The organism is Gulosibacter sp. (assembly GCF_052090685.1).
Lineage (GTDB): Bacteria > Actinomycetota > Actinomycetes > Actinomycetales > Microbacteriaceae > Gulosibacter.
In genome coordinates, this window is the sequence record NZ_JBQDBE010000004.1 from 29,846 (window position 1) to 55,070 (window position 25,225).

Sequence of the window (25,225 nt, forward strand, 5' to 3'; positions counted from 1 at the left end):
CCGGCTGCGGCAGATTCGGTCTCAGAGAGTCGCGGGTTCGGCAGGATGGGTCGCGGCATTTTCCGGGGCCGGGAAGCGGATGATTTGCCGCAGGACCGATCCAGCTGCCAGCGCATCCATGCCTTCGTTAATGTCTTCGAGCGCGATGGTGTCGCTGATGAGGCGTTCGAGTGGGAGCCGTCCCGCGCGCCACAGCTCGACAAACTTTGGAATGTCTCGACTTGGAACGGCCGAACCGAGATAGGAGCCAACTACGGTCTGCGCGCGGGCCGTGAGCAGGAGCGGCTCAATCTCGCTTTTCGCTCCGGGTGCGGGAAGCCCAACGGTGACCAAGGTGCCACCGAAGCCGATCATCCCGACTGCGGTTTCGAAGGCGCGAGGGTGTCCGACCGCTTCGATCACCACGTCGGCGGCGATCCCTAGTTCGGATGCTTCGGCCGGGGAGAGTGCAGTCGTCACGCCCCAGTCGCGGGCCAGTTCGAGTTTGGCGGTATTGGAGTCGACGGCGATTACTTCGCGCGGTCCGACGGCGAGCGCGGTCAGCAGTGCTGCCATGCCGACGCCGCCGAGACCCACGATCGCGATTGACTGCTCGCAAGAGAGCTTCGCTGCATTGAACACGGCGCCACCGCCGGTGAGTACCGCGCAGCCGAGCACCGCAGCGATGTCTGCTGGCACATCCTTCTCGACCGGGACGATAGAACGGCGGTCGACCACAGCGTATTCGGCGAAACCGGAACAGCCGAGGTGGTGTTTGACCGGTTCGGTGCCGCGGCTGAGGTGTTCGCTACCGTCGAGCAGCGTGCCCGCTTCGTTGCTCTGCGAGCCCTTCGAGCAGGGGAGCTTGCCGTCGGTTCCGCACTCGGCGCACTCGCCGCAACGGGGGAGGAAGGTGAGGATGACCCGCTGGCCGAGCTGCACATCCGTCACACCCTCTCCAACCTCTTCGACGATGCCCGCGGCCTCGTGCCCGAGGAGCATCGGTACCGGGCGCGGTCGCGAACCATTCACGACGGAGAGGTCCGAGTGACAAATGCTCGCGGCTTCGATGCGGACCAGGAGCTCATTTTGCGCCGGGGCGTCGAGGGTGAGCTCGTCGATCGTGATCGGCTTGTTCTCGGCAAACGGCGATTCCGCACCGAGCTGGTTGAGCACTGCACCTCGAATCGTGCGGGTTTGAGTGTCGGTGCTAGTAGCACTGGAAGTGTTGAGCGAAGTCATGGTCCTGATCTCCTGGGCGGTCAGTCGAGCGGGTATGCGGGGTATATCGGCTGCGGCTTCTGAGGTGAGCCTTGAAATGCCAACTGATTGGGCTTGCTAAATCGATATTGCTTCGTCGAGCGCTGGCATGGCATATTGTATCCACCACAGTTCAGAGTTGAGGGTGTGAGTTTCTACACTCCAGGAAAAGAGGATGCGATGGCTCGCGAGTATGGAGAGGCTGAGGCTTCCGCAGTAGCCATGTCCTATGCCGCGGAACTCCGAGAGATGCGGGCCAAAGCGGCGTCCACCGAAAAGGAACTCTCGCGATACCGGCGGATGCTCGAAGCAGACACTGCCCTGCACGAAGCGCTTGCTGCGACCAGTGTGTTGACCGCCTTGCGCGATTGCATTGCCGAAATGCTCGGCCTCAACGTGAAGATTGTCGATCTCAAGGTTCGGCATGACGTGCGCGACCCGAGTGCCACTCTCGATTCCGCGACACGACCACTTGTGGCACTGTCGGCGCAGCAAAACGAACCGGTTGAGCATCTTCGCGAGGATCAGGCCGTCCTCACTGTGATGGCGGTGCAGCGCGAGGCGACGGTGCTTGGCGCAATCCTGGTGGAGGGGCGCATCGCCTTGGAAGCCGAGCCCGCTCTGGATCGCGGCGCGCGCATCCTGGGGATTCATCTCGCGACCCGTGAGCGCGAGCGCAGCGACTTCGAGCGACGCCGCAGTGAACTGATCTCCCAGGTGCTCGCACCAGCGCCTACTGGGCTTGCCCGAACCACGATTGATCGACTGCGTGACTATGGGGTGGCCGAGTCGCAGCCCTTCCGCATCCTGGTGGCCGAGGGGAACGAAGCGAGCAGACGTGACTTTGAGCACCGTCTCGAACTCGATTTTGGCGCGGGACTTCTGCGCACGAAAGTCGGCGAGCAAATGGTGGCATTTGTGCCAGAGCATGCCTTTGCGCGGATCCGCGAGCAGCTCGAGGCGCAGGGCTCGCGGTTACACGGAAAACTGCTGGTCGGCCATTCGCCGAAGCTGCACATGCTCGACATTGTTCCCGAGGAATACGCGCTGGTGCAGCGACTGTTGCAGGCGGCACAGGCGCAGTCGGCCCCGTCGCAGAGCGCGCTTGTGTCACTCGAAGGCTATGGGGCAATCGGCGCGTTCCTGACCAAAGTGACCATCGAGCCGACGAAGCGCGCCATCCAGGACACGCTCGGTCCGCTGCTCGAGTATGACCGGTTGCACCGCGCCGATCTTGCCGAAACTGCGTATGAATACTTCGATTTGGGTCGTTCGGTGTCCAAAGTGGCGACCAGGATGCTCATCCATGAGAACACGGTGCGGCAGCGGCTCGAGCGCGTCGCGTCGCTGCTTGGCGTAGGATGGGCGCATGGTCAAGCGGGGCTGGACCACCACATCCTGCTGGCTGCGAACCGTTTGATTGGGTGAGTGCCGACAACACGTCGAGGCTCCGTTAGGTGCCGAACAGTCGACTCCCGGCCATATGGTTGATTGTGGCTGCGGCTCGGGCCTGTCTGAGAAGAACACCTAGTGTTCCCATAGCGTGGAAATCGGCAATGCCCAGAGCCGGTCACCAAACGGGAGTGACCGCTGCCCGGTATGCAGGACGATCCCTGCAACGAATCGCTCGCCCAACCGTTCACGGAGGTACTCGAGTCCTTTGAAATCACCAATTCGCGGGCTTGAAGAAGCCTTAACTTCGATGCCGACGATGTCGCGACGGCGGTCCTCGAGAATAATGTCTACCTCACGGCTGTGGTCGTCACGGTAGTGGAACATACGAATTGATCTCGCTGACCACGCACGCTGCTTTGCGAGTTCACCCACGACGAACCCTTCCACGAGGCCACCAGTGAGAGGCGATGACACTGCTGTTTCGAGTCCGTCAACATCGATACCGGCGAGGTGCGCTGCAAGTCCGGTGTCAGTGAGCGAGATCTTCGGTGTGGACACTGCGCGGTTCGCGATGTTATTCGACCAACCGGGAATGACCCGAATAAGAAACACGCTGCGAAGCGCTTGTAGATAGGCGGGGATAGATCGCGATGGGACGTCGATTTCGCGACTGATTCGAGCGGCGACGAACTCGCTGGAGTTGCGTGCTGCGATGACATTGAGCAGCGTCTCGAGCCGATCTGGGTATTGGATGCCGGTAATGTCCGTCGAGTCCTTCGTCAGAAGTCGTTCGGTGTAGCTTGACAGCCAGCGATCTCTGGAGCGCCCAGATCGGTTGCGTGCTTCTGGAAACGCTGGAGCTATCGCAAGCTCGAGGTACTCGCGTCGGGTGATGTCAGTGTGGTCGGACGGCACGTTGGCCGATAGCAATGACCATGCGAAGGATGCGAAGTCGGCGGTTCGGCCTATGAGTTCGTCTTGACTGAAACCTTCAAGTGGAATGGTCTCGGCGCGACCCGCCAATGACTCCTGAGCGCCACGAAGCGAGAGAAGATCGGCGGACCCAGTGACAATGAAGCGTCCTGGGCGACGGTCGCGATCGACTGATGCTTTTATCGATGTCATTAGCTCCGGCACACGTTGGATCTCATCAATAGCGAGAAGCCCTTGTGGATACTGCGCAGCGAACCCATCCGGGTCTGCTGCTGCCGCGCTTCGATCCGCAAGGTCGTCGAGATTAACGACCTTCGCGTCACGATTGCGAATGAGCTGGTGCATGAGCGTGCTCTTGCCGACCTGACGGGCTCCACTGATCACGGTGATTGGCGTGTCTGTCAAAGTCTCTTCAGCCAGTTCTGTGACATTACGAGGCAGAAAGTCAACGTCCATGCGCTGATCCTACGCTTCTAATGCGGATTTCACCGGATAGCTCTGCCGATTTCCCCGGTCTCGTCTGCCGATTTCACCAGGTTCCTTTGCCGGTTTCACCAATCCGATAGGACGTCGCTCGAAGCGAAGCTCACACACTGAAAGTCACTCACGAGACCCACGACCTCCACTCAACACATTCGATTCTGGGTCAACGAGGTTCGACATGTACGAACACTCGTTGCATCCAAGCGAACCAGCTTTAGGGCTGCAAAACGCATATAACAGTGGGGTAACGGAACGAATCTCGCCACTTCCTGCAGTGCCATGCTGGTGCCCTCCGAACAGAAACAAGGCTTTCAAGAACAGGAGTGCGAATGTCTGATCTGCGTACGCTGACACTGACGTCAGGCGAAGTGAAAATTAGAAAAACGGTTCGGTATTTCGAAACCGTCAACAGCGATGGTCATAGGGAAGTGGAAGAACCGATCCACCGCGTCATCGTTGGCGCAGTCATCGAAAACCCTTACGCCGGACGATATGACGAAGAGTTGGTTTTACTCCAAGAAGCCGGCGAGGCTCTCGGCGACTGGCTCATGCGCGAGGCCATCGACCTGCTCCCAGGCGAGGTAAAAGCATATGGAAAAGCCGGTGTCGTGGGTGAGTATGGTGAACTCGAGCACATCGCCGCAATTCTTCACCCTCGATTTGGCAAACCTACACGCAGCCTCGTGGAAGGCATATCGATTCTGCCCAGCGTGAAAAAGCGCGGCTCCGCGGGATGCACCGTTGATGTGCCAGTGCACCACAAGACGGCGATGCTGGTCAGGGACTACTTCGATTCCGTCTCGGTCGTTGTTCCTGATGCACCCATGTCGAATGAGATTCTCGCGCTGCTCGCGGTTACTGACGGACCACGCCCGCACCCACGCATGGGTGGTCTGCAAGAGTCCGAGATGGTTGGCGAGGATGGCCTTCGATGACGACGCGCTATCTGATTCGAAACGCAGGGGTGATCGTTTCGGGGGATCCCTCCGCTCCGCTAGTCGACGGCAACGCGATCGCGGTGGCAGACGGAAAAATTCTCGCAGTCGGGGATGCCTCATCCTTGCCGCACCTCGCAAATGCGACAGTCATCGATGCGCAAGGGTGCACGGTCGTTCCAGGGCTAATCGACTCACACGCGCATCCGGTGATTGGTGACTTCACACCCCGCCAGCAAGCTCTCGGATGGTCGAGTCGTGCGTTGAATGGCGGAGTCACCGGTCTGATATCAGCGGGGGAGACTCACTGGCCCGGTCGGTCTAAGGATGGTCCGGAAGCAAAGGCGATCTGTGCGGCTGCGTACTTGACTAGCCGGAACCGGCAGGTTGGATGCGCACGAATCTGGGGCGGAGCGCTGTTGCTCGACAGCGGGCTAACCACCAGCGACATCGACGAACTCCACGAATTAGGCGTCAAGATGCTTGGCGAGATTGGTCTGGGTTCGGAAAAAGACACCGCCAAAATCTCCGAACTCGTGGCGTACGCTATTTCGCTCGGATGGGTAGCTCCGCTGCACTTCGGTGGAGCTTCGGTGCCAGGATCCAGTGTCGTTGGGATCGATATGGCTCGCGAGGTCAGACCCACCATCATCAGTCACATAAATGGAGGACCTACCTCTCGTGGTGATGACGAGATCTTCGAATTACTCGAAGAGTCCGAAGTTGCGGTCGAAGTGGTCTTCGCAGGCAACATGAAGATGATGCGCAAGGTCGTCGAGAAGCTAATCGACCGCGGTGAACTTAGTCGGCTCCAGTTCGGTACGGATACACCGTCTGGAACTGGCGTCGTTCCGCTCGGGATGCTGCGGCTGCTTACGGAAGCTACAAGTGGGACAGAACTGGACCCGGCAACCGCGCTTTCGCTCGCTTCGGGTGGAACTGCACGACGCTATGGACTGGCCGGTCGGGGTGTCATCACCGAGGGGGCACACGCAGACCTAATTATTCTCGATGCAGCGAAGGGCGGGTCTTCAAGCACACTGTTCGACGCGATGCGTGATGGGAACGTCCCCGCCGTGTCGCTGGTGATGGTTGATGGGGTCGTTGAAGTGGCGAAAAGCTCGGTGACGCCGCCACCTTCACGGCCAGTCACAATCGGCTAGAGTCCAGGAGTCATCTACTACCAGAGGACAGGCTATGTCGGAACAGCAACCTACCCAACGAGTGCTCACCTCGGCGCTGAAGTGCTTGAGCACTTTGAAAGCGATCTCGTCGTCTGCTCGAGAACTCACCTTCGCAGAGATTTGCAAAAGCACTGGGCATGCGAAAGCCACAGTCCATCAGCAATTGCAAACACTGGTTGCGGCCGAACTCATCGTCAAGACCACTGGAGGTTACCGTTTATCGCTCGCGACACTCGCACTTGGTCGCGCTGCGCTCGAACAGCACGGCGTGGGGGCAGGAATGGCGGCGTCGGTTGCCGCGCTAGCAGCTAAGTCGGGGGAAGCCGCATCAATCGCGGTTCGTGAAGGGGATTTCGTGCGACTCGTCCACCGAGTCACGATTGACAACTCGATCCTTGCGGGCCTTGGTGCGGGGAGCCTCATGCCGCTTCCGGTTTCAGCCTCGGGCACCGTACTCCTTGCGTACGACGCGAACGAGTCGGAAAAGCGCTCGGATGTCGAGACTCAAAAACTCGAGGAAGTGCGCAAGCAGGGATACGCAGTGAGCGTGGATGAGTATCTCGTGGGGATGTCGACTATCGCGATCCCGATTGTGATGCCGACTGGTCGAGTTGCTGCGCTGTCGCTTGCGGCTCCGACCTTTCGGTTCGATAAAGATCGACTCATGACGCTGCTAACGAGATCTCGTCTCGTTTAGTTAAGTATAGCGAAGTCAATCCAAATAGAATTTCGGAAACGGAATTTTCTACTCAGTTTTTGATCAATGAGGATTAAAGGTGTTCTAATGAGTGCGACTGAAATGTCTAAAATAGAAACAAAAAAGAAAAATTCGAGTGCAATTAAGAGTGCTTATGGGGCCTATTATGTCGATTTGCTCGATATTTATCTGCCTGTGTTGGTGCTGCCGCCAGCGCTGATTTACTTTGTGAACCCGGCTATGGGAGCGCAAGCCATTGCAGGGGTAACTGCAGCAATCTTTGTAGCTTCTTTGCTCGGCCGGCCGGCTGGTGCTGTAGTGTTTGGCCCGCTGGCTGACAGAATCGGTAAGTCGCGGGTTGCGATGATTTCGATGTATTTGTCCGGGGCTGTTACGCTTGCGATGGGATTATTGCCCGGGTTTATGCAGATAGGCTGGTGGTCGATTGCCCTATTTATTCTATTCAGGTTCCTGAACGGATTATTTATCGGTGGTCAATATTCATCCGCAATACCTCTGGCGATGGAGGCTTCACCGAAGCACAAACGTGGATTCAACGCTGGCCTGATCAATAGTGCGTTCCCGGCAGCATACGTGACAATCGCACTTAGTGTCATGTTGCTCACGAGTATCATGCCGGTTGGTGATATCGATTCCCCATACGTGGCATGGGGATGGCGAATCCCGTTCATTCTCACCGGCATCGCAGAAGTGATTATTGCAATCAATTACCAGCGCAATGTTCGCGACGCAGTGAAGGCTCCGAGCGACAGCGAGGGGAAGCGAGCCAACCCGCTGCTCGCTCTGTTGAAGTCGGAATACCGTGGCCGCCTGATTCAGGTATTCGTAGTGATGACGGGAATGTGGCTGGCGCAGCAGTCGGTTTCAGCACTTATGCCTGGCACGCTGAACACCACGGTAGGGCTTGAGCCATGGCAATCCTCATTGATTCTCATGGTGGCATTTGCCATAGGTATCCCGTTGAACATCGCTGCGGGCGCGCTCAGCCAGCATCACGGGCGACGACGCATCATGCTGTGGCTTTCTGCGGGCGTCTTGATTCTCGGCACGGTCTGCTATCTTCTTACGATCCAGTCGCAAGGGATTTCAGCGATGTTGTTCGTATTTGTTACCGTCTGCGTCGTATTAACGATCTCGCCATTTGCGATCGTGCCCGCGTATATTAGCGAGCGGTTCCCTGTCTCGGTCCGCGCAACGGGCTATGGAGTGAGCTACAGCCTCGCCCTCATCATTCCGTCGTTTTATGCGGTCTATCAGGAATGGTTAAGCAACTTCATGCCCTTTGAGCAGACTGCGGTAGTGCTACTCGGTATCGGGGCAGTCGTTATGTTCGCAGGCGTACTTGCTGGCCCAGAGACCCGTGACGTCGAGATCACCGACTAACGGGTTGAGTGACCCCTGTCTCGAAACCCCCTGACGGTGTCATCCGCACGGCACCGTCAGGGGTTTCTGTGGCTCGGCCGTGGGGCACCCCTGTTGCCGAGACCGCGTATGAATACTTCGATTTGGGTTGTTCGGTTGCCAAAGTGTCGACCAGGATGCTCATCCACGAGAACACCGTGCGGCAGCGGCTTGAGCGTGTGGCCGAGCTCCTCGGCGACGGATGGGTGCCGGGGCAATCGGGGCTCGATCACCACATCCTGCTGGCTGCGCATCGGTTGATTGGGTAGCTGCGGGCGGCGCGGGTGGTGGTGCGAGTGGGCTGAAGTGCGGCTGGTGTCCACCCGGGCTGAAATTTTTGGCGGTGCGGGAGACCCCACTAGGTGCATATACCCCCTGGGAATGCCGGTACGCCAATTCTGGCGGGCTGGCGGGCAGACACCCTGCCGGCAGCCAGCTGACTACCGCGGCTCCCGCGGCAACCGGTCGAGGTAGTCCAACAGCACACCCTCGCGCATTGCCCAAGGCGACACATCAAGCTCTTCGATCCCAAACGCATCCATTACCTCGGAGAGCACGATGCCGCCGGCGACGATTTGGTAGGACCGGTCTTTGGTCACGCCCGGCAGTGCGGGCCGCGACGCCGCGGGCATCTGTGCGAGGCGCGGTACCCAGTCATCGAGTTGCCACTTCCGCAATCGCACGCGGTCGGTGGGGCCGACGCCATCGGTAATTGAACCGGCCAGCCGAGCCAGTGAACGAACCGTCTTCGAAGAACCGACGAACTGGTCAGCATCCGGCAACTGCCCAAATTCACGCACAGCGGTGGGGAGTGTCCGGCGGATGTGCTGGCGGAGCGCCTTCAGCTCACCACTGGAGGGCGGATCGCTCTTCAGGAATCGCTTCGTAAGCCGACCCGCACCGAGCTGCAGCGACATCGCGAGATCCGGCAGTTCATTGGTTCCGGTCGCAAGCTCAAGAGAGCCGCCACCAATGTCGACGAGGGAAATTCGTCCAGCCGACCAGCCAAACCAGCGACGCACGGCCAAAAAAGTGACCGAGGCTTCCTCTTCGCCACTCATTACCTTGAGCTCGATGCCGGTCTCCTTGCGGATCCGTTGCAGTAGCTTTTCGCCGTTCTTCGCCTCTCGAATCGCGGAGGTTGCCATCGGCATAAGTTCGTCGAGGTTGAGATCCTGGATCAAGTCCGCCGCGGTATGCATCTTCGACATGATGCGCTCGACCCCGGCGTTCGAAATCGAACCGTCCTCCTCGAGGTACTTCATGAGCCGCATCGTCGACTTCTTCGACGTTTCGGGGACGGGCATCGCACCCGGCCTCGCGTTTACGACGAGCAGGTGGATGGTGTTGGATCCGACATCGAGGACTCCGAGGCGCATAGCTATCAATACTACGCGCGCGTTAGGCTGTTCCGATGCAGCAGTACACGATTCGCCGCGCCCGCACACCGGATGTCGTGGGTATTCAGTCACTCATCCAGCCGATGGTGGACGAAAACATCCTCCTCGGTAAGGGGCTCGTGGTGCTGTACGAGGCAGTGCAAGAATTCGTCGTTGCCGAGACGCCGACCGGTGAAATTGTCGGATGCGGGGCCCTCCACGTGCTGTGGCGTGACCTTGGCGAGGTGCGAACGATTGCGACGTCGGCGAAGGTGCGTGGCGACGGCGTTGGTCACCAGATGCTGGTGCGGCTCATTACGGATGCGCGCGAGCTCGGTCTCGAGCGTCTGTTCTGCTTGACCTTTGAGACAGAGTTTTTCGGTCGCCACGGCTTTGAAGCGGTGAACGAGCAAGTCGTGGATGAAGCGACCTTCCGGGAGATGCTCCATTCTCCGGACGCTGGAACGGCAGAGTTTCTCGACTTGCCCTGGGTGAAGCCGAACACGCTCGGCAATACGCGCATGATTCTGCAGCTTCAGTAATCGCCAATTGGACTGGTCCACAGGGGTTCCTCGAAGCAGCTGGCATTCCGTACAAATAAATTGCACTCAGTGTGCACGCAGAGAAAGGTAAACGCGCAGTAACGCCGAAGTGATTTCCTGGTGGCGTTATTTAGCTGTGATGTTTACCGGGTATTCGTTTCGAATCCGTAGCTTGGCGCGCGCTTATCCTGTTCATCCTTATTCTGGAAAAGGTATCCGTGCGTACTTATTTGAAGAAGCTGGGCGCTTGCGCGCTGGCAGTGACGTTGGGGCTGAGCGGCGTTGCCGCGATCGCTCCCGCGCAGCCAGCAGTTGCGGCATCGTCCACAGTGGTCATTAGCGAGGTCTACGGCGGTGGCGGCAACTCTGGCGCCACGCTGAAGCACGACTTCGTCGAACTCTACAACCTCTCCGCAACTGAAATTGATGTGAGTGGTTACCAGATCGTCCGCTATTCGGCAGGTGGCGCGGCACAGGGTGACGTGTTCACGCTGCCAGCGGGCTCAACGATCGAGCCCGGCGGCTACTTCCTGGTGCAGATGCAGGCGGGTGCCGGAGGCACCGAAGAGCTCCCCACCCCGGACGTCGTAGGTAACCAGGGTTACGCAGCCGCAAACGGCGCATCCGAACTGCTCGACGCATCCGGAGCCACAGTCGACCTCGTCGGCTACGGCACAGTCAGCGTCTACGAAGGTGCCGCAGCTGCACCCGGACTGTCGAGCTCGACCTCGGCTCAGCGCCTCGACCCTGCCGTGGACACTGACGAGAACGGCGATGACTTCCACGCTGCAGCGCCTACCCCACAGAACTCCGGTAACGAGGGCACCGACCCAACCGATCCGGTTGACCCCGTCGAGCCCGGCGAAGTTGTCGAGATCTCGCAGATTCAGGGAACCGGTTCGGCAAGCCCCTACGACGGTCAGGACCTGACCACCGAAGGTGTTGTGACCGCGGTCTACACCGGCCAAGGCAGCAAGAACGGCTACAACATCCAGATGCCAGGCGAAGTGGACCTCGCCGAGCACGACGCATCCACCGGTATCTTCATCTACGGCGGACCGAACTGGACCGGCGGCGTCTCGATCGGCGACTCGGTGCAGGTCACCGGTGAAGTTGACGAGTACTTCGGCGTCACGCAGATTAACACCGAACCCGGCACTGGCGGTTCAGTCCAAATCCTCGACGAAAGCCTCGGCGAAGCCGTCGCCGTAGCGCTCCCCGAGTGGCCCACCACCGACGCAGAGCGCGAGCTCTTCGAGGGCATGCTGCTCGACCCACAGGGCGACTATGTCGTCACCGACAACTACTCGCTCAACTCGTTCGGTGAAATCGGTCTTGGCTTCGAGGGTCTCCTGCTCACCCCGACCGAAGTTGGGGCGCCTGGTTCGGCTGAAGCCGCAGCGCAGCAGCAGAGCAACAACGAGCGGGGCATCCTGCTCGACGACGGCCAGACCTGGAACTACATGAACAACGACGCGGCGAAGAACTCGCCGCTGCCGTACCTCACGCTCGAGACCCCGGTCACGATCGGTGCGGAACTGGACTTCACTTCTGGTGTCATCCTCGACTACGGCTTTGACAAGTGGCGCTTCCAGCCCACCGAGCCGGTCAAGGGCACCGAAAACAGCCCCGTTACCTTCGGTGACGTTCGTGAGGATGCGCCGCAGCTCGCGACCCGAGGCGACGTCACCGTTGCGACGTTCAACGTCCTCAACTACTTCACGAGCCTCGGTGAAGACGAGCCAGGCTGCCAGCCATACCGCGACCGCGAGGGCAACCCCATCGCGACGAACTACTGTGATGTCCGCGGTGCCTTCACCCAGGAGGCATTCGACATGCAGGAAGACAAGATCGTCGCTGCGATCGAGGCGCTTGACGCATCCGTGATCTCGCTCGAAGAAATCGAAGACTCCTCGGACTTCGGCCAGGACCGCGACTACGCACTGAGCCAGCTCGTTGACGCACTCAACGAAGCAGCAGGCGCAGACAAGTGGGAATACGTTGCAACTCCCGAGGGCTATGACGTACCCACCCGCGGCAACGACGTGATCCGTACCGCCTTCATCTACCAGCCCGCTGAGGTTTCCTTCGTCGAAGGTACCTACGAGATTCTCGATGACGCGGCATTCACTAACGGCGGCAACAACGCAAACGCGCGTGCACCGCTTGCTTCATCGTTCATCCCCGTGGGCGAAGGCCTTGAGGATGCGGACAACCAGTTCATCGTGATCGGTAACCACTTCAAGTCGAAGGGTGGGTCGGGCTCGGGCGGCAACGCGAACACCGACAGCAACGTCGGTGGCTGGAACCTCGCCCGTACCCTCCAGGCTGAGGCGCTTGTCGACTTCGCTGCCGACCTGCAGGAAGAACAGGGCACCGACCTCGTGTTCCTGACCGGTGACATCAACGCATACTCGGCAGAAACACCGATCACCACGATCACCGACGCCGGCTACGAGCACCTCACCGTCGGCGGTCCTGAATACTCGTACTCATTCGGTGGCACGGTTGGCTCGCTCGACCACGTCTTCGCATCGCAGCCCGCAAATGACCTCATCGTTGACCAGGACATCTGGACCATCAACGCCAACGAAGCAATTGCGCTCGAGTACTCGCGTTACAACTACAACATCGCTGACCTCTACGCGCCGGATCCGTTCCGTTCTTCGGACCACAACCCGGCCATCGTGGCGCTTGACTTCCCGAGCAACGGCACCGAGCCCACTCCGACGCCGACTGACGACCCAGAGCCGACCGAGACTGATGGCGAAACCACGCCAGCCGATCCGACCGTTGAGCTTTCGGTTGAGCGGGTCACCGAAACTGATTCGATTGACGGTATTCAGTACGAAGGCACCGGCTTCCCCGGTGATTCGGTGCGCGTCGAGGTAATTCAGGCTGATGGCACCACCTCGCTCATTGAAGCCGCAGGTGAAGTGACTGACGGTGCGTTCAACGGCGCCGTGATCTACCGGACTGAAGACGGCACCGCCGTGAAGATGCCCGTTGGCGTCCACACGCTGCGCTTCACCCAGGAAGTTGCCGACGGCGATGACATCGTCGTCGAGGTGACCTTCGAGGTTGTCGCGGATGACGCTGGCACACCAGTACCGACCACCCCGGGCGAGGATGATGACGCTGCTCAGGGTGACGACAGCGCTCAGGGTGATGACGCTGCTCAGGGTGACGATGCTGCTCAGGGCGATGACGCTGCTCAGGGTGATGACGCTGCTCAGGGTGACGACGGCGCCCAGGGTGACGACGCTGCCCAGGGTGACGACAACGGCAAGGGCGACGACGGCGAATTCGTCGGCGACGACCACGAAGGTGGCCTCGCGAAGACCGGTGCTGACGACGCACTGCTCATTTCGCTCGCAGTTGGCCTCGTGCTGCTGCTCGCAGGCGCCGGTGTGATGCTCAACCGCCGCCGCGCATAGCGACAAACCCAAGCGGTTAGTAGTCGCTTGAACAATTAGGGGCAGGCCTTCGGGCCTGCCCCTTCTTGTTTCTCAAACGGTTGTGCACGATGGCGTGTCGCCTGCAGTGGTGCGAATCTTCCACCGCCAAAGCTTGTTGTCTGTGCACTCCCTGTTAATCGTTTAGACACACCCACTTCCTAGCCTGACTCCGGTTCTGACCAATCTGTGATCAACAGTTATCGAATTGGAAGAGGAAAAGGTGCGTAACTTCTTAAAGAAGCTGGGCGTAACCGCTCTCGCCGCTGCAGTCGGGTTCGGAGGCGTCCTCCTCGCTTCCCCTGCGCAGCAGGCGGAGGCGACGCCAGCGGGCGACAATGTCGTCATCAACGAGTTGTTTGGACGTGGTGGCTCGAGCGGCGCCTCCTACACTCACAAGTTCATTGAACTTCACAATCCAACGGACGCCCCAATTGACATCACCGGTTGGACGCTCTCCTACCGTTCGGGTACAAGCGCTGGGAGCCCGAGCGGTAATCTCACCCTTGACGGCGAAATTCCAGCGGGTGGCTACTGGCTCGTTCAGGGCGGCAGTAACGGTTCTGGTGGCGACGAGTCACTTCCCACTCCTGATCAGGCTAGCGGCGCACTCAACCTCGGCGGTGGCTCCGGAACGGTAATGCTCCGTGGCGAAACGCAGACCGGAACTCCCGCGACTGGCGATGTCGCCGGTGGCAACTTTGTTGACGTCGTCGGGTGGGGAAGCTCCAACACCTATGAAGGTGACCGCGCCGGAAACATCAATAACAACACGCAGAGCCAGTCCCGCACCGACGGCGTAGACAGCGACAACAACGCCAATGACTTCACCTCGGGACAACCTACCCCCACGAACTCTTCCTTCGTGCCAGAAACACCTGAAGAGCCAGTAGCAACTGGTGACCTCACAGTCACGTACTTCAATGACAAAAACCCTGTTGACGGTTCCTTCAATGACGGTGACGAAGACACCCGCAGCGGGTACGTCTACGCGCAGAGCGCTGACGGTCAGTGGTACGGAACGATCGCGAACACGACCTCGGGCACGCACAACTTCCCGGGTCTTCCTACCGGCGAATACTCGCTCTACTTCGTGCTCCCGAACCCAAACGTTGCTGTATTCAACGCTGCTGACAACACTCGACTCGTAAAAGAAAAGACGACTCGTGTTGAGGGCGCCACATACATCGACTATCAAACCGGTGAACACAGTGACGGTCCGTTCGTCGTCTCCGGAAACCAGGATGTTGCAGTCGCCACTGGTGTAACGGTTACCGAAGAAGGCACCGCGTTCCAGGCAGGCCTCTCGTCGGTCTCCGCAGCCGCCACCGTCACTGGTCCAGGCTTCGAAACCGGCACGAACCAACTCGGTACCGTGGCATTCCTTGATGGCGACAATGCCCTTGGTTCCTTCTACAGCAGCTCCAATTCCTACCTCGCGACGGTTGAAGACGGCAGCGCAACCACCCAATACTTCCTCGAATCAGAAGTCAGCATCGTTGTTTCGCCAATCGATGGCTACGAAGTTTCATCCGTAACCGCGTACGCAAGCTCACGTTCGAACGCACTTCCCGTGACCAACACCGCCGACGGTGTGTACTCGGTGGAGCGTTCGGGCGTAAACGAATCGCACGACCGCATCTACTTCGAAGTTGAACTCGCGGAAACCGTAGTCCCTAGCACGGAATCGCTTGTGATCAACGAGGTCTACGTATCCTCGGCCGCCTACGAGGACAAGGCGTACCCGAACGCGTTCATCGAGCTGTACAACCCAACTGACGAGCCGATCGATCTCACCGGCTGGAGCATCCAGACCCGCACCCCGGCGAAGACCGACGGCGCGATCGCGGTGTACGAGCTCTCTGGCACCGTTCCTGCGAATAGCTTCTTCCTCATCCAAGGCCTCACGCACCTTGCGTGGCAAGAGGAACCACAGACGCAGCTGCCGACTCCCGACCTCACGCTCAACGTGCGCCCGAACCTCCTCGGTGGGGCACTCATCCTGAACGACTCAACTGAGCCGATCGGAAACGTCAGCGGCGACTTGAGCGGTCAGTTCGTGGATGTTGTTGGCTGGCAGAACGCTGACCGCGACATCACGACGCAGAGCTACGAGACCACGGCATTGGATGTTGCACTCACCGGTCCGAACAGCTTCGAGCGCGTAGAGACCGGCGTTGACACCGACAACAACTCGGTCGACTTCGCCCCGCAGCCCACGCCGACCCCGACCAACTCGCTGGGCGAGACGGAGGCACCGGTTGCGACCGGTCACCTGCAGGTGACGTACTTTGATGATGACCGTCCCGATGGTGTCTATGGTGAGGGTGACGAGCTGAAGTCGGGCTTGCTGTACGCACAGGATGCGGATGGCAACTGGTACGGCACCGGCGTGAACCGTGAAACCGGTCTATTCAACTTCGCTGACCTGCCTGCTGGTGAGTACCAGGTGTACTTCCAGCTCGCGAACGACCGTTCCTCGGCATTTGACGCTGCTGACCGCTCGCGACTTGAGGTTGCTGAGGTTCCGCGCGTTCAGGGGGCGACCTGGATTGACCCGGCAACCGGTGAGCACCGTACGTTCACGGTCTCCGCTGGTAACCGTCCGGTTGCGACGGCAACGGTCACCGAAGACGGCGTTGCCGAGCTGTCGGTTGGTGTGTCGATGAACTCTGCCTCGGCCGCGGTTACCGAGTCCGGTTCGACCGTGAACACGCACGAACTCGCTGACGTGACCTTCCTTGATGGTGACGCTCCGGTGGCTTCGTACGAGAGCCCCGCGAGCGTGATCCACCTCGCAGTGACCGAAGAAGGTGGCCGTACTCAGTACAACTTCATCAACGACACCGTGAGTGCAGTCGTGACCCCGGATGAGGGTTACGAGATCGTTTCGGTAACTGCTGGTGACCTTGAGGTGACCGCGGGCGAGAACGGTGTCTACACGGTGAACCGTGCGGACCTGTCGTCGAACACCGCTCGTGTGGAATTCAAGATTGAGGTTGCGCCAGTCGCAGCACCCGTTGCGACCGGTTCGCTCGACGTGCTCGTGTTCAAGGACAACGACCTGAACTATGAGTACGACACTGACATCGACGACATCTTCAACAAGTCCTCGAACAACAACGTGCTCTACCTCGAGGATGCGGACGGCAACCTCTACGGTGTGCCGAAGTCCTCGAACGGCAAGTGGGTCACCGACGGGCTTCCCGTTGGTGAGTACACGCTGTCGGTTCCGACGCCGGCAAGCACGAAACAGACGGAAACCATGTTCGACAACTTCACTGACGAACTGGTGCCTTACGAGATGATCGAAGCTGGCCAGCCGGTACAGATCATTGATCCGGAAACGGGCGAGTTCACCGCAGGCGAGACGCGCGAGCGTGTCGGTGCCGTGAAGCGCATCACCATCACCGAGAACCAGACCGAGTGGGTCGCCTTCGGTTACGCGCAGATCAAGGCAAGTGCCGTGATCAACGTCACGGATGACTCGGATGTTGCATCTCAGGATGCTGCGTCGGTGACGTTCTACGACGGACAGACCGAGCTCGAGTCCATGTGGATCGACGGCGCGAACCGCTACCGCGCAATGTGGTCGACCGCAGACGGCAACCGCGCGTACTTCCACAACGAGGAAATCACGATCGTGGTCGAGCCTGCCGAGGGCTTCCAGGTGGATGAAGTAACCGTCACGAGCGGTTCCACCACCCTGACGCCGGTTGCGGGCGAGAACAACACCTTCACGATTCAGCGCGCAGATCTGCCGCGAATGACTTCGGAGGCTGTCTTCCACGTATCCGTCTCGGAGATCGAGGACACGACTCCGGAGCCGACCCCAACCGGTACGGAAGAGCCGACCCCGACTGGTACTGAGGAACCGACCCCAACCGGAACTGAGGAACCGACTCCAACCGGTACTGAGGAACCCACTCCGACCGGTACCGAGGAGCCGACTCCGACCGGTACTGAGGAACCCACTCCGACCGGCACTGAGGAACCGACCCCGACCGGTACCGAGGAGCCGACTCCAACTGGCACTGAGGAACCCACTCCGACCGGAACGGAAGAACCGACTCCGACCGGCACCGAATCGCCTCGCCCGACCGAAACCGATGGTGACGATGACAACGATCAGCAGCCCGCATCCCCGGATCTGTCGGTATCGCCAGACCGCCTCACGCAGACCGAGTCGCTTGACGGAGTCAACTACGAGGGCCGTGGCTTCACCGCGGACACCGTGCGCATCGAAGTGGTTCAGGCGGACGGCACCGTCACCCTGATCGACGACGCTGCCGAGGTCGTCGACGGCGCCTTCAACGGGGTCATCATCTACCAGGACGAAGACGGCAACGTCTACGCAATGCCAGTTGGTGTGCACACGCTCCGCATCACGCAGGAAGTCGCAGATGGTGAGGACATCGTCGTAGAGGCCACGTTCGAGGTTGTCGGCGACACCTCGGGTACGGTTCCGCCGAAGGATGACGATGGCAAGGATGACGATGACAACGATGGCAAGGGTGACAAGGGCGACAATGTCGACTTCGATGGCAAGGACCACGATGGTGGCCTCGCACAGACGGGTGCCGACAACGGACTGCTCATGTCACTTGCAGTAGGCGCGCTCCTGTTGCTCGCGGGTGCGGGCGTCATGCTCCAGCGTCGCCGCGCATAGTGATCAAGAATCACGACCGCGGATAGCGCAAGCTAACTGCAAATGACTGTGGGGATAGGCTTTCGGGCCTATCCCCACAGTCATGTGTATCGCTATCGCGAGTTTCTATATCGCCGTGGCGAGTGCGATGTTGCTATCCCCGCAGCGCCGCCGCGAGTTCGTCGAATGCGGACACGAACGCGTCAATGGATGCATCGTCGTGCGTGACCGAGAGCGTCCATTCCTCTTCTCGACCCGGGGTCATAAAGATGCCGCGATTCATATTGAAGAGCCACGCAAGATCGGCGAGGGGTCCGGCATTCTCTTGGTTCGCCCAGTACGTCTCGTAGTCGACGATCTTGGTGTCCGAGAACACTACGCATCCCTTCGACCCGATTCCCACGGTGTAGGCGGCGAGATCGTAGCGCTTGATCACGTCATCGCAGCCGGCAAGGATGCGGTCATTGAGATGTGCGAGATGGGCGTAGGCATCGTCGGTCATCACCTCGAGGAGGGATGCGCGCGTCGCCGCGAGCGTTAGCGGATTACCGTTATACGTCCCCACCTGGAAAACCGTGCCGTCCTCGACGACCTCCGAGATCGACTCGGACATCCCGATTGCGCCTGCGGGCAGGCCGCCACCGAGCGCCTTCGCGAGGGTGACCATGTCGGGTGTCACACCGTATTTTTCGGTCGCACCGCCGGCCGCGATGCAGATGCCAGTCTTCACCTCGTCAAAGATGAGCACGATGCTGTGCTTGGCCGTGATTTCGCGGACTCGTTCGAGATATCCCGGTTCGGGCAGCACCACGCCGAGGTTCATCATGGCCGCTTCCATGATGACGCACGCGGGCTTGCGACCCTCTGCGGTGAGCGCCTCGATTCGCTGCTCCATCGCATCCGCGTCGTTAAACGGTACCGCGACGGTCATCTCAACGACCGCCTGCGGGATGCCGCCGCCGTAGGAGACCGAGGCGTAGTTGTCTCGAGGTCCGCGTTCGGCGGCTTCGACTGACCCGATATTCACCATGACGGTGTCGTGGTGTCCGTGATACGAGCCAAAGATCTTCATGACCGTATCGCGGCCGGTGAACGCGCGGGCGATGCGGATCGCATCCATCGTCGACTCGGAACCGGAGTTCGTATACCGCCATTTCGGCAGCCCAAAGCGGCGCGCGAGCTCATTGCCCACGACGATCGCGTCTTCGGTGGGCGCGGCGAAGTGAGTGCCGAGCGGATACCGTTCGGCGACCGCCTTGCCGATCGAGGGGTGGGCGTGGCCCTGCACCATTGACCCGAAGCCGTTGTGGAAGTCGTAAAACTCGTTGCCGTCGACGTCCCAGACCTTCGGGCCCGAGCCTTTTTCGACGTAGATTGGCCAGGGTTCGTGGACCTGGTACGAGGATGCGACACCGCCGGAGAGGTGTTGGGATGCGTCCTCGAAGTATTGCTTCGAGGTTTGGGTTTTCGCATTCAGAACGTCTGCCTCGACGGCAATGAGTTCTTGGATGCGTTCGTGATTAATCGGGGCGCCCATGGTTGGGACTCTTTCCCGGTCGGCCTGGCACCTGTTGCTGGTTTCGATTACAGCGGTATCGCGGACCGGCCTGGCGTCGGCGACACTGTAGAAATCGGGCTTCGACGCCCAACTCCAACCAATTGTAGCTGACGCCTTGTGGCGGATATCGGTGGTATCGGGCTGGCGTCGTTGGGGATGCGCGGGGCTGCGCTGGGGTGCGTTGACGGGATGCGGGGTGGTGATTCGCCGCCACATTAATTTGGAAAAAGCGTGCGTGATTTACCCGTTCGTTACCTTTGGCTGAGAAGGTCATGAGCGTTTCGTCTCAAACACATCAAGGAGGGCCACGTGGCTCAGGTATCCAAGTTTGTGAAGGGTGGTGTCGCAGCCGCCGCCGGTTGCGCGCTGGCGTTCACAGGTCTTGTGCTCCCAGCACAGGCAGCACCAATCACCGACGGTCAGCCGATTCTGCCGACCGACGGCTCGACGCAGATTAACCTGATCGGCTTCAACGACTTCCACGGTCGCATCACGCTCGCTGATGCATTCGCCGCGAACGTCCTTGACGTTCAGGAGCCATTCGGCGCAGAGAACACGCTGATCGTCTCGAACGGTGACCAGGTTGGCGCCTCCGAGTTCGAATCTTCGGTTGCTGCCGACGTTCCCACGCGCGACGCACTCAAGGCACTCGGTGTTGACGCTTTCACCGCAGGTAACCACGAATTTGACGCCGGCTATGACATTGCTGATAACGACGTCAATGACGCGCTCGCGATTCAGAACGACTTCGGTCACCTGCTCGGAGCAAACGTCACGAAGGAAGACGGCTCGCAGGCTCTCGACCCGTTCAAGATCTACGAGGTCAACGGCGTTTCGGTTGGCGTTATTGGTGCGGTTACCGCGTCGACCCCGTCTGGCGTCAGCCCCGATGGAATCCAGGGACTCACTTTCGGTAACCCGGTTGCCGCAGTCAACGAATACGCAGCGCTCCTGAGCGACGGCGATGACTCGAACGGCGAAGCCGATGTCATCGTGGCGTCGTACCACGAGGGCGGCCCGACGAGCGGCCCCATTGGCTCGAACCTCAGCAACGCAACGTTCGCGGAAATCGCCAACGACACCGCTGAAGAAGTCGACGTAATCTTCAACGCCCACACGCACCAGACGTACAACTACGAGCACGAAGGCCGCCCGATCATTCAGGCTGGCCAGTACGCCGAGGCTCTCGGCCAGGTCGTGCTCGACATCGACAGCGAAGGCAACGTCTCCGCATCCTCGTCGTCGATCGTGGACACCTTCGTACCTGCGCCTACGCCAGAGAACGCAGACGCAACCGCGCCTCGCGTAGACGCATCGACCTTCGAGGGCGCAGCCGCAACCACGTACGAGGCTGTTGCAGCCATTCGCGCAGCGGCTCTGGAAGAGGCCGAAGTACTTGGCGCCGAGCAGGTTGGCGTCGTCAACGACGACATCTCGCGCGCATACATCTGGGAGAACGGCGCAGCTCAGGGTGACGACCGTGCCCAGGAATCGACCCTCGGTAGCGTCGTTGCCGACTCGATGGTTGTGTGGGCGAACGGCAACACCGAAATTGGTGCTGACCTTTCGATCATGAACCCCGGTGGTCTTCGCGCCGACATCGACGGCGACGGTGTCCTCACCTACAAGGATGCACAGATGGTGCTTCCTTTCGTGAACAACCTCTCGGTGGTTTCGATCACCGGCGCTGAACTCAAGAACGTGCTTGAAGAGCAGTGGCAGGTCGACGAAAACGGCGAAGTGCCGAGCCGTCCGTACCTCCAGCTCGGCATCTCGTCGAACGTGAACTACACCTACTCGGGTGCGATCACGGACGACCCGAAGACGACTCAAGGCAGCCACATCACCTCGGTATACATCGATGGCGAGCCACTCGCCGACGAAACCGTGTACACCGTCGTGATGCCTTCCTTCCTCGCAGCAGGCGGCGACAACTTCTTCTCGCTCAACAACGCTGTCGAGAAGTTCGACACCGGTTCGGTAGACCTCTCGGCATTCATCGAGTACGTCGAGTCGCTTGAGAACACCGAACTCGTTCCTGAGCAGACCCGCAACGGCTTCAACGTCAACGGCTACTTCGGCGAAGAGGGCGCAACCCCGGTTGTTGGCCAGGGCGAATCGCACACCTTTACCGTCTCGGACGTCGACCTGCACTCGCTCGAGTTCATCGCGAACACCGAGCTCGTCGCATCCATTGGTGACGTCGAGGTTGGCACCGCTGAAATCACCGGTAACACCGCGAATGGCGAACTCACCAACGCTGAGATCACCATCACCATCCCGGCTGAGGTCGCAACCGGTGCCCACACCCTCACCCTCACCGCGAACCCCTCGGGCTCGGCAGTACAGCTGCCGATCGAGGTTGAGCAGAGCGCACCGTACGTCACGACCGAGAAGAAGAACTACTCGGTAGAAGAGTCGGCTGAAGGTGTTGAATACGCCGGTGCAAACTGGGAAGCAAACACTCCAGTTGCGATCACCGTGACCCTGCCCGGTGGCGAAGAAACCTCGCTCGACGGTGTTGCAACCAACGATGAAGGTGTCTTCGGTGACATCCTCGTTTGGGAAGAGTACGACGCTGAGACCGGTGAAACCACCGCGACTAACCTCCCCTTCCCTGAGGGCAAGTACGTCATCACCGCAACTCAGGGTGACGTGACCGCATCCACCGAGTTCACCGTCGGCGACGACGCAACTGGCGATGACGACGCAACCGGTGACGACAGTGCATCGGGTGACGACAGCGCATCCGGCGATGACAGCGCTTCGGGTGACGACAGCGCCGCCGGTAGCGACGACGCATCGGGTGATGACAGCGCATCCGGTGACGACAGTGCTTCGGGTAGCGACGACGCATCGGGTGACGACAATCTCGCTCAGACCGGTGCCGACAGTAACCTGATCTTCGGTGTCCTCGCAGCTGCTGCAGCCGCGCTCGCACTCGGAGCAACCTTCATGCTGATCCGTCGCCAGCGCAACGCCTAAGCTCTAGAACTCCTAGCGCTCGAGGCTAACGCTCGATAGACACACTGCGGCTCGCATCCACTGGGATGCGAGCCGCAGTGTGGTTTTCCGGACGGTGGTGTCCACTTGCTCGTTGCCACGGTTGGTGTGCGGTGTGCGGTGTGCAGTGTTGCCGGGGTGAGGTAGCTGCCCGGATGCGTGGGGTTCCTCGGTGTGCCTTCGGTCCTGACCGCTGATGCTTCCGTACCCTGATGGCATGAGCGGGAACCAGAGCAGCAAACCCAGCGCCGCCGTCTATCGGCGGCGACGGCTGGTTGTGCTGATTGCGCTCATCGTCGTGATCGCGCTGTTGTGGTGGCTGATTAGCGCACTCGCCGGCGGTGGCGAAGACCCGGATGCGACCACGCAGCCATCGGCGACTCAGGAAGAGACCGAAGAGGCGGCGCCTGCAGAAACTGAGCCGCCCGCATCCGAACCGGCCCCGGAACCCACGCCTACGGTCGAGCCCACACCGACTGTGTGCACGGAATCTGAGGTGAGCGTGGAAGCGGTGGTCGACGCCTCAAGTTATGACGTGGATGTGAATCCGCAGTTCTCGGTGCACTTGCAGAACACTTCCGATGAGTCGTGCATCATCGATGTCGGCACAGCTTCGCAGGTGTACACGGTGGCTTCTGGCAGCGACACGATTTGGGTGTCGACCCACTGCCAGCAGGATGAGGACTCGCAAGTGGTTGAGTTGCTTCCCGGTAAGGAAGTGGATGCGCCAGCATTTGCGTGGGAACGCGAACGTTCCAGCACGAGCACCTGTGAGGATGAGGAACGCCCCGAAGCCGTTGGCGGGGGAGCGTACTACAACCTCACCGTGAAAGTTGGCGGGATCACTTCCTCACCGGTCTACTTCACGCTGAACTAGCTCCTACCACCGTTGATCTGACGCGCATCCTTCGGGACGAGCGCGAGCCCGAGCGCATCCCGAACACTGCCGGTACCCGGACCAACCGGAGCGGTAAACCCAAGGCGGGCTGCCTCGCTCACTCGCTGGCGCTCGGACGTGACCCCACGAATCTCTCCGACGAGGCTGACCTCTCCGAAGACCACCGCGCGTTGCAGCACCGGTCGATCTTGGTAGGCGCTGGCAATGGCAAGCGCGATTGCGAGATCGGCTGCGGGTTCGGTGACGCGGACGCCGCCACTTGTTGAGACGTAGACATCAAATTTTCCCATCGGCAACCCGATTCGACGTTCTAGTACGGCCAACACCATCGCGACGCGGCTGCCTTCCACACCGTTTACCACGCGTCTCGGGTTCGGCGCTTGCGTGCCAACGACCAGTGCCTGGATCTCGACGGGGAGCGCGCGTCGCCCTTCGAGTGACATCGTCACGCAAGAACCCGCAACCGCATTGTCGCGTTCGCTGATGAAGAGCGCTGAGGGATCAGGCACTTCGTTCATGCCGTCACCTTCCATCTCGAAACACCCCACTTCATCCGTCGGGCCAAAGCGGTTCTTGAGCGTTCGCACGAATCGGAGTGCCGTCTGCCGATCGCCCTCAATGTGTGCCACAACATCGACGAGGTGCTCGAGCAATCGCGGACCCGCGACATTACCGTCCTTCGTGACATGGCCAACGATAATCGTGGGCAGCTCACGTTCCTTCGCGACGCGGACCAGGGTGGATGCGACCGTCCGCACCTGGCTCGGCTGGCCGGCGAGTGAATCGACTTCACTCGACGAGACTGTCTGCACCGAGTCGACGATGAGTAGCGCGGGGTCGACCTCCTCGACATGTCCGAGCACGGTACCCAGGTCGGTCTCATTAGCGAGGAAAAGCGTGGGTTGCAGGGCGTTGGTCCGTGCCGCCCGCATCCGTACCTGGTTCACTGACTCTTCGGCGCTGATGTACAAGACTTTCGCGCCCGTTGCTGCCACCCGGGAAGCCACCTCGATCAACAGCGTCGATTTGCCAACGCCGGGCTCGCCCGACAGGAGGATCGCCGCGCCCGGAACGATGCCGCCGCCGAGCACTCGATCAAACTCGCCGATGCCCACCGGGAGATGGTTTGCGTCTGCGCCGGTCGCTTCAGTGATCGGTCGGGCGCTTGTAGTGGGCTTGGCGGTGGTCGCCTGAAAGTGCACGCCCTTCGCGGTCGCGCCGCGCTCTTCGATAGTTCCCCAGGTTTGGCACTCGGGGCAGCGGCCCACCCACTTGACAGCCTCATAGCCACACTCGGTGCATACGAATGCGGGTTTGGCTCGGGACTTACTCTTCGGAGGCATGCCGTAAGGGTATGTCGAGCCACCGACATCGACCGTTCGGGACTCACACAATTCGGGTCTTGAAATTCATGTGCCGTTCAATTTGCGCTGAAGCGGGGGTGTGCCCGTATA

At 60.1% G+C, this 25,225-nt stretch carries 16 protein-coding genes; 11 read left to right on the forward strand and 5 right to left on the reverse strand.

From position 1 onward, the window contains the following. Positions 1-21 precede the first annotated feature (21 nt). Positions 22-1,221, reverse strand: coding sequence for an alcohol dehydrogenase catalytic domain-containing protein (locus tag ACTHXA_RS03495; protein ID WP_441669389.1), 1,200 nt, complete (start codon positions 1,219-1,221; stop codon positions 22-24). Between the two features lie 165 nt (positions 1,222-1,386). Here ACTHXA_RS03495 and ACTHXA_RS03500 point away from each other — a divergent pair, with 165 nt between their 5' ends. After that, positions 1,387-2,667 carry a PucR family transcriptional regulator gene (locus ACTHXA_RS03500; RefSeq protein ID WP_441669390.1) on the forward strand — a complete coding sequence of 427 codons (1,281 nt, stop codon included), beginning with the start codon at positions 1,387-1,389 and terminating at the stop codon, positions 2,665-2,667. 99 nt (positions 2,668-2,766) lie between these two features. Here ACTHXA_RS03500 and ACTHXA_RS03505 read toward each other — a convergent pair whose 3' ends face one another. Continuing rightward, on the reverse strand, positions 2,767-4,023 hold the full coding sequence (locus ACTHXA_RS03505; protein WP_441669392.1) for an ATP-binding protein: 1,257 nt from the start codon (positions 4,021-4,023) through the stop codon (positions 2,767-2,769). Between the two features lie 356 nt (positions 4,024-4,379). Here ACTHXA_RS03505 and ACTHXA_RS03510 point away from each other — a divergent pair, with 356 nt between their 5' ends. From ACTHXA_RS03510 to ACTHXA_RS03530, 5 genes are all read left to right on the forward strand, one after another. Beyond that, positions 4,380-4,985, forward strand: coding sequence for an amino acid synthesis family protein (locus tag ACTHXA_RS03510; RefSeq protein ID WP_441669394.1), 606 nt, complete (start codon positions 4,380-4,382; stop codon positions 4,983-4,985). Further along, entirely contained in the window at positions 4,982-6,148 is a 1,167-nt protein-coding gene (locus ACTHXA_RS03515; protein ID WP_441669396.1) for an amidohydrolase family protein, read from the forward strand. The genes ACTHXA_RS03510 and ACTHXA_RS03515 overlap by 4 nt, the downstream gene beginning before the upstream one ends. Positions 6,149-6,182: 34 nt before the next feature. Next, positions 6,183-6,866 (forward strand): IclR family transcriptional regulator, encoded by a 684-nt coding sequence (locus ACTHXA_RS03520; protein ID WP_441669398.1) that lies wholly within the window; start codon positions 6,183-6,185, stop codon positions 6,864-6,866. A gap of 87 nt (positions 6,867-6,953) precedes the next feature. Then, positions 6,954-8,270, forward strand: a complete 1,317-nt coding sequence (locus ACTHXA_RS03525) for an MFS transporter (protein ID WP_441669400.1) — start codon at positions 6,954-6,956, stop codon at positions 8,268-8,270. A 68-nt stretch (positions 8,271-8,338) separates the two neighbouring features. Beyond that, a complete protein-coding gene (locus ACTHXA_RS03530) occupies positions 8,339-8,557 on the forward strand; it encodes a helix-turn-helix domain-containing protein (RefSeq protein WP_441669402.1) in 219 nt (72 codons plus the stop codon). A gap of 171 nt (positions 8,558-8,728) precedes the next feature. Here ACTHXA_RS03530 and ACTHXA_RS03535 read toward each other — a convergent pair whose 3' ends face one another. Then, positions 8,729-9,667 (reverse strand): Ppx/GppA phosphatase family protein, encoded by a 939-nt coding sequence (locus ACTHXA_RS03535; RefSeq protein WP_441669404.1) that lies wholly within the window; start codon positions 9,665-9,667, stop codon positions 8,729-8,731. Positions 9,668-9,702: 35 nt separating this feature from the next. Between ACTHXA_RS03535 and ACTHXA_RS03540 the strand changes: the two genes are divergently transcribed. The 3 genes from ACTHXA_RS03540 to ACTHXA_RS03550 all read left to right on the forward strand — a co-directional run bounded on the left by ACTHXA_RS03540 (position 9,703) and on the right by ACTHXA_RS03550 (position 18,333). Beyond that, positions 9,703-10,209: an amino-acid N-acetyltransferase gene (locus ACTHXA_RS03540; protein WP_441669406.1), complete on the forward strand. Its 507-nt coding sequence runs from the start codon at positions 9,703-9,705 to the stop codon at positions 10,207-10,209. A 218-nt stretch (positions 10,210-10,427) separates the two neighbouring features. Beyond that, positions 10,428-13,646, forward strand: coding sequence for an ExeM/NucH family extracellular endonuclease (locus ACTHXA_RS03545; protein ID WP_441669408.1), 3,219 nt, complete (start codon positions 10,428-10,430; stop codon positions 13,644-13,646). Positions 13,647-13,872: 226 nt separating this feature from the next. Next, positions 13,873-18,333, forward strand: a complete 4,461-nt coding sequence (locus tag ACTHXA_RS03550; RefSeq protein ID WP_441669410.1) for a lamin tail domain-containing protein — start codon at positions 13,873-13,875, stop codon at positions 18,331-18,333. A gap of 133 nt (positions 18,334-18,466) precedes the next feature. Here the strand turns inward: ACTHXA_RS03550 and ACTHXA_RS03555 are convergent, their stop codons facing one another. Next, the gene (locus ACTHXA_RS03555; RefSeq protein WP_441669412.1) at positions 18,467-19,849 is read right to left on the reverse strand and encodes an aspartate aminotransferase family protein; all 1,383 of its coding nucleotides are present in this window, start codon (positions 19,847-19,849) and stop codon (positions 18,467-18,469) included. A gap of 330 nt (positions 19,850-20,179) precedes the next feature. On the opposite strand from ACTHXA_RS03555, the gene ACTHXA_RS03560 reads away from it, so the two are divergent. Then, a complete protein-coding gene (locus ACTHXA_RS03560) occupies positions 20,180-22,855 on the forward strand; it encodes a 5'-nucleotidase C-terminal domain-containing protein (RefSeq protein ID WP_441669414.1) in 2,676 nt (891 codons plus the stop codon). 235 nt (positions 22,856-23,090) lie between these two features. Then, positions 23,091-23,750 carry a hypothetical protein gene (locus tag ACTHXA_RS03565; protein WP_441669416.1) on the forward strand — a complete coding sequence of 220 codons (660 nt, stop codon included), beginning with the start codon at positions 23,091-23,093 and terminating at the stop codon, positions 23,748-23,750. On the opposite strand, the gene radA is transcribed toward ACTHXA_RS03565, so the two are convergent. Next, on the reverse strand, positions 23,747-25,114 hold the full coding sequence (gene radA, locus ACTHXA_RS03570; protein WP_441669418.1) for a DNA repair protein RadA: 1,368 nt from the start codon (positions 25,112-25,114) through the stop codon (positions 23,747-23,749). The genes ACTHXA_RS03565 and radA overlap by 4 nt on opposite strands. Positions 25,115-25,225 lie beyond the last annotated feature (111 nt).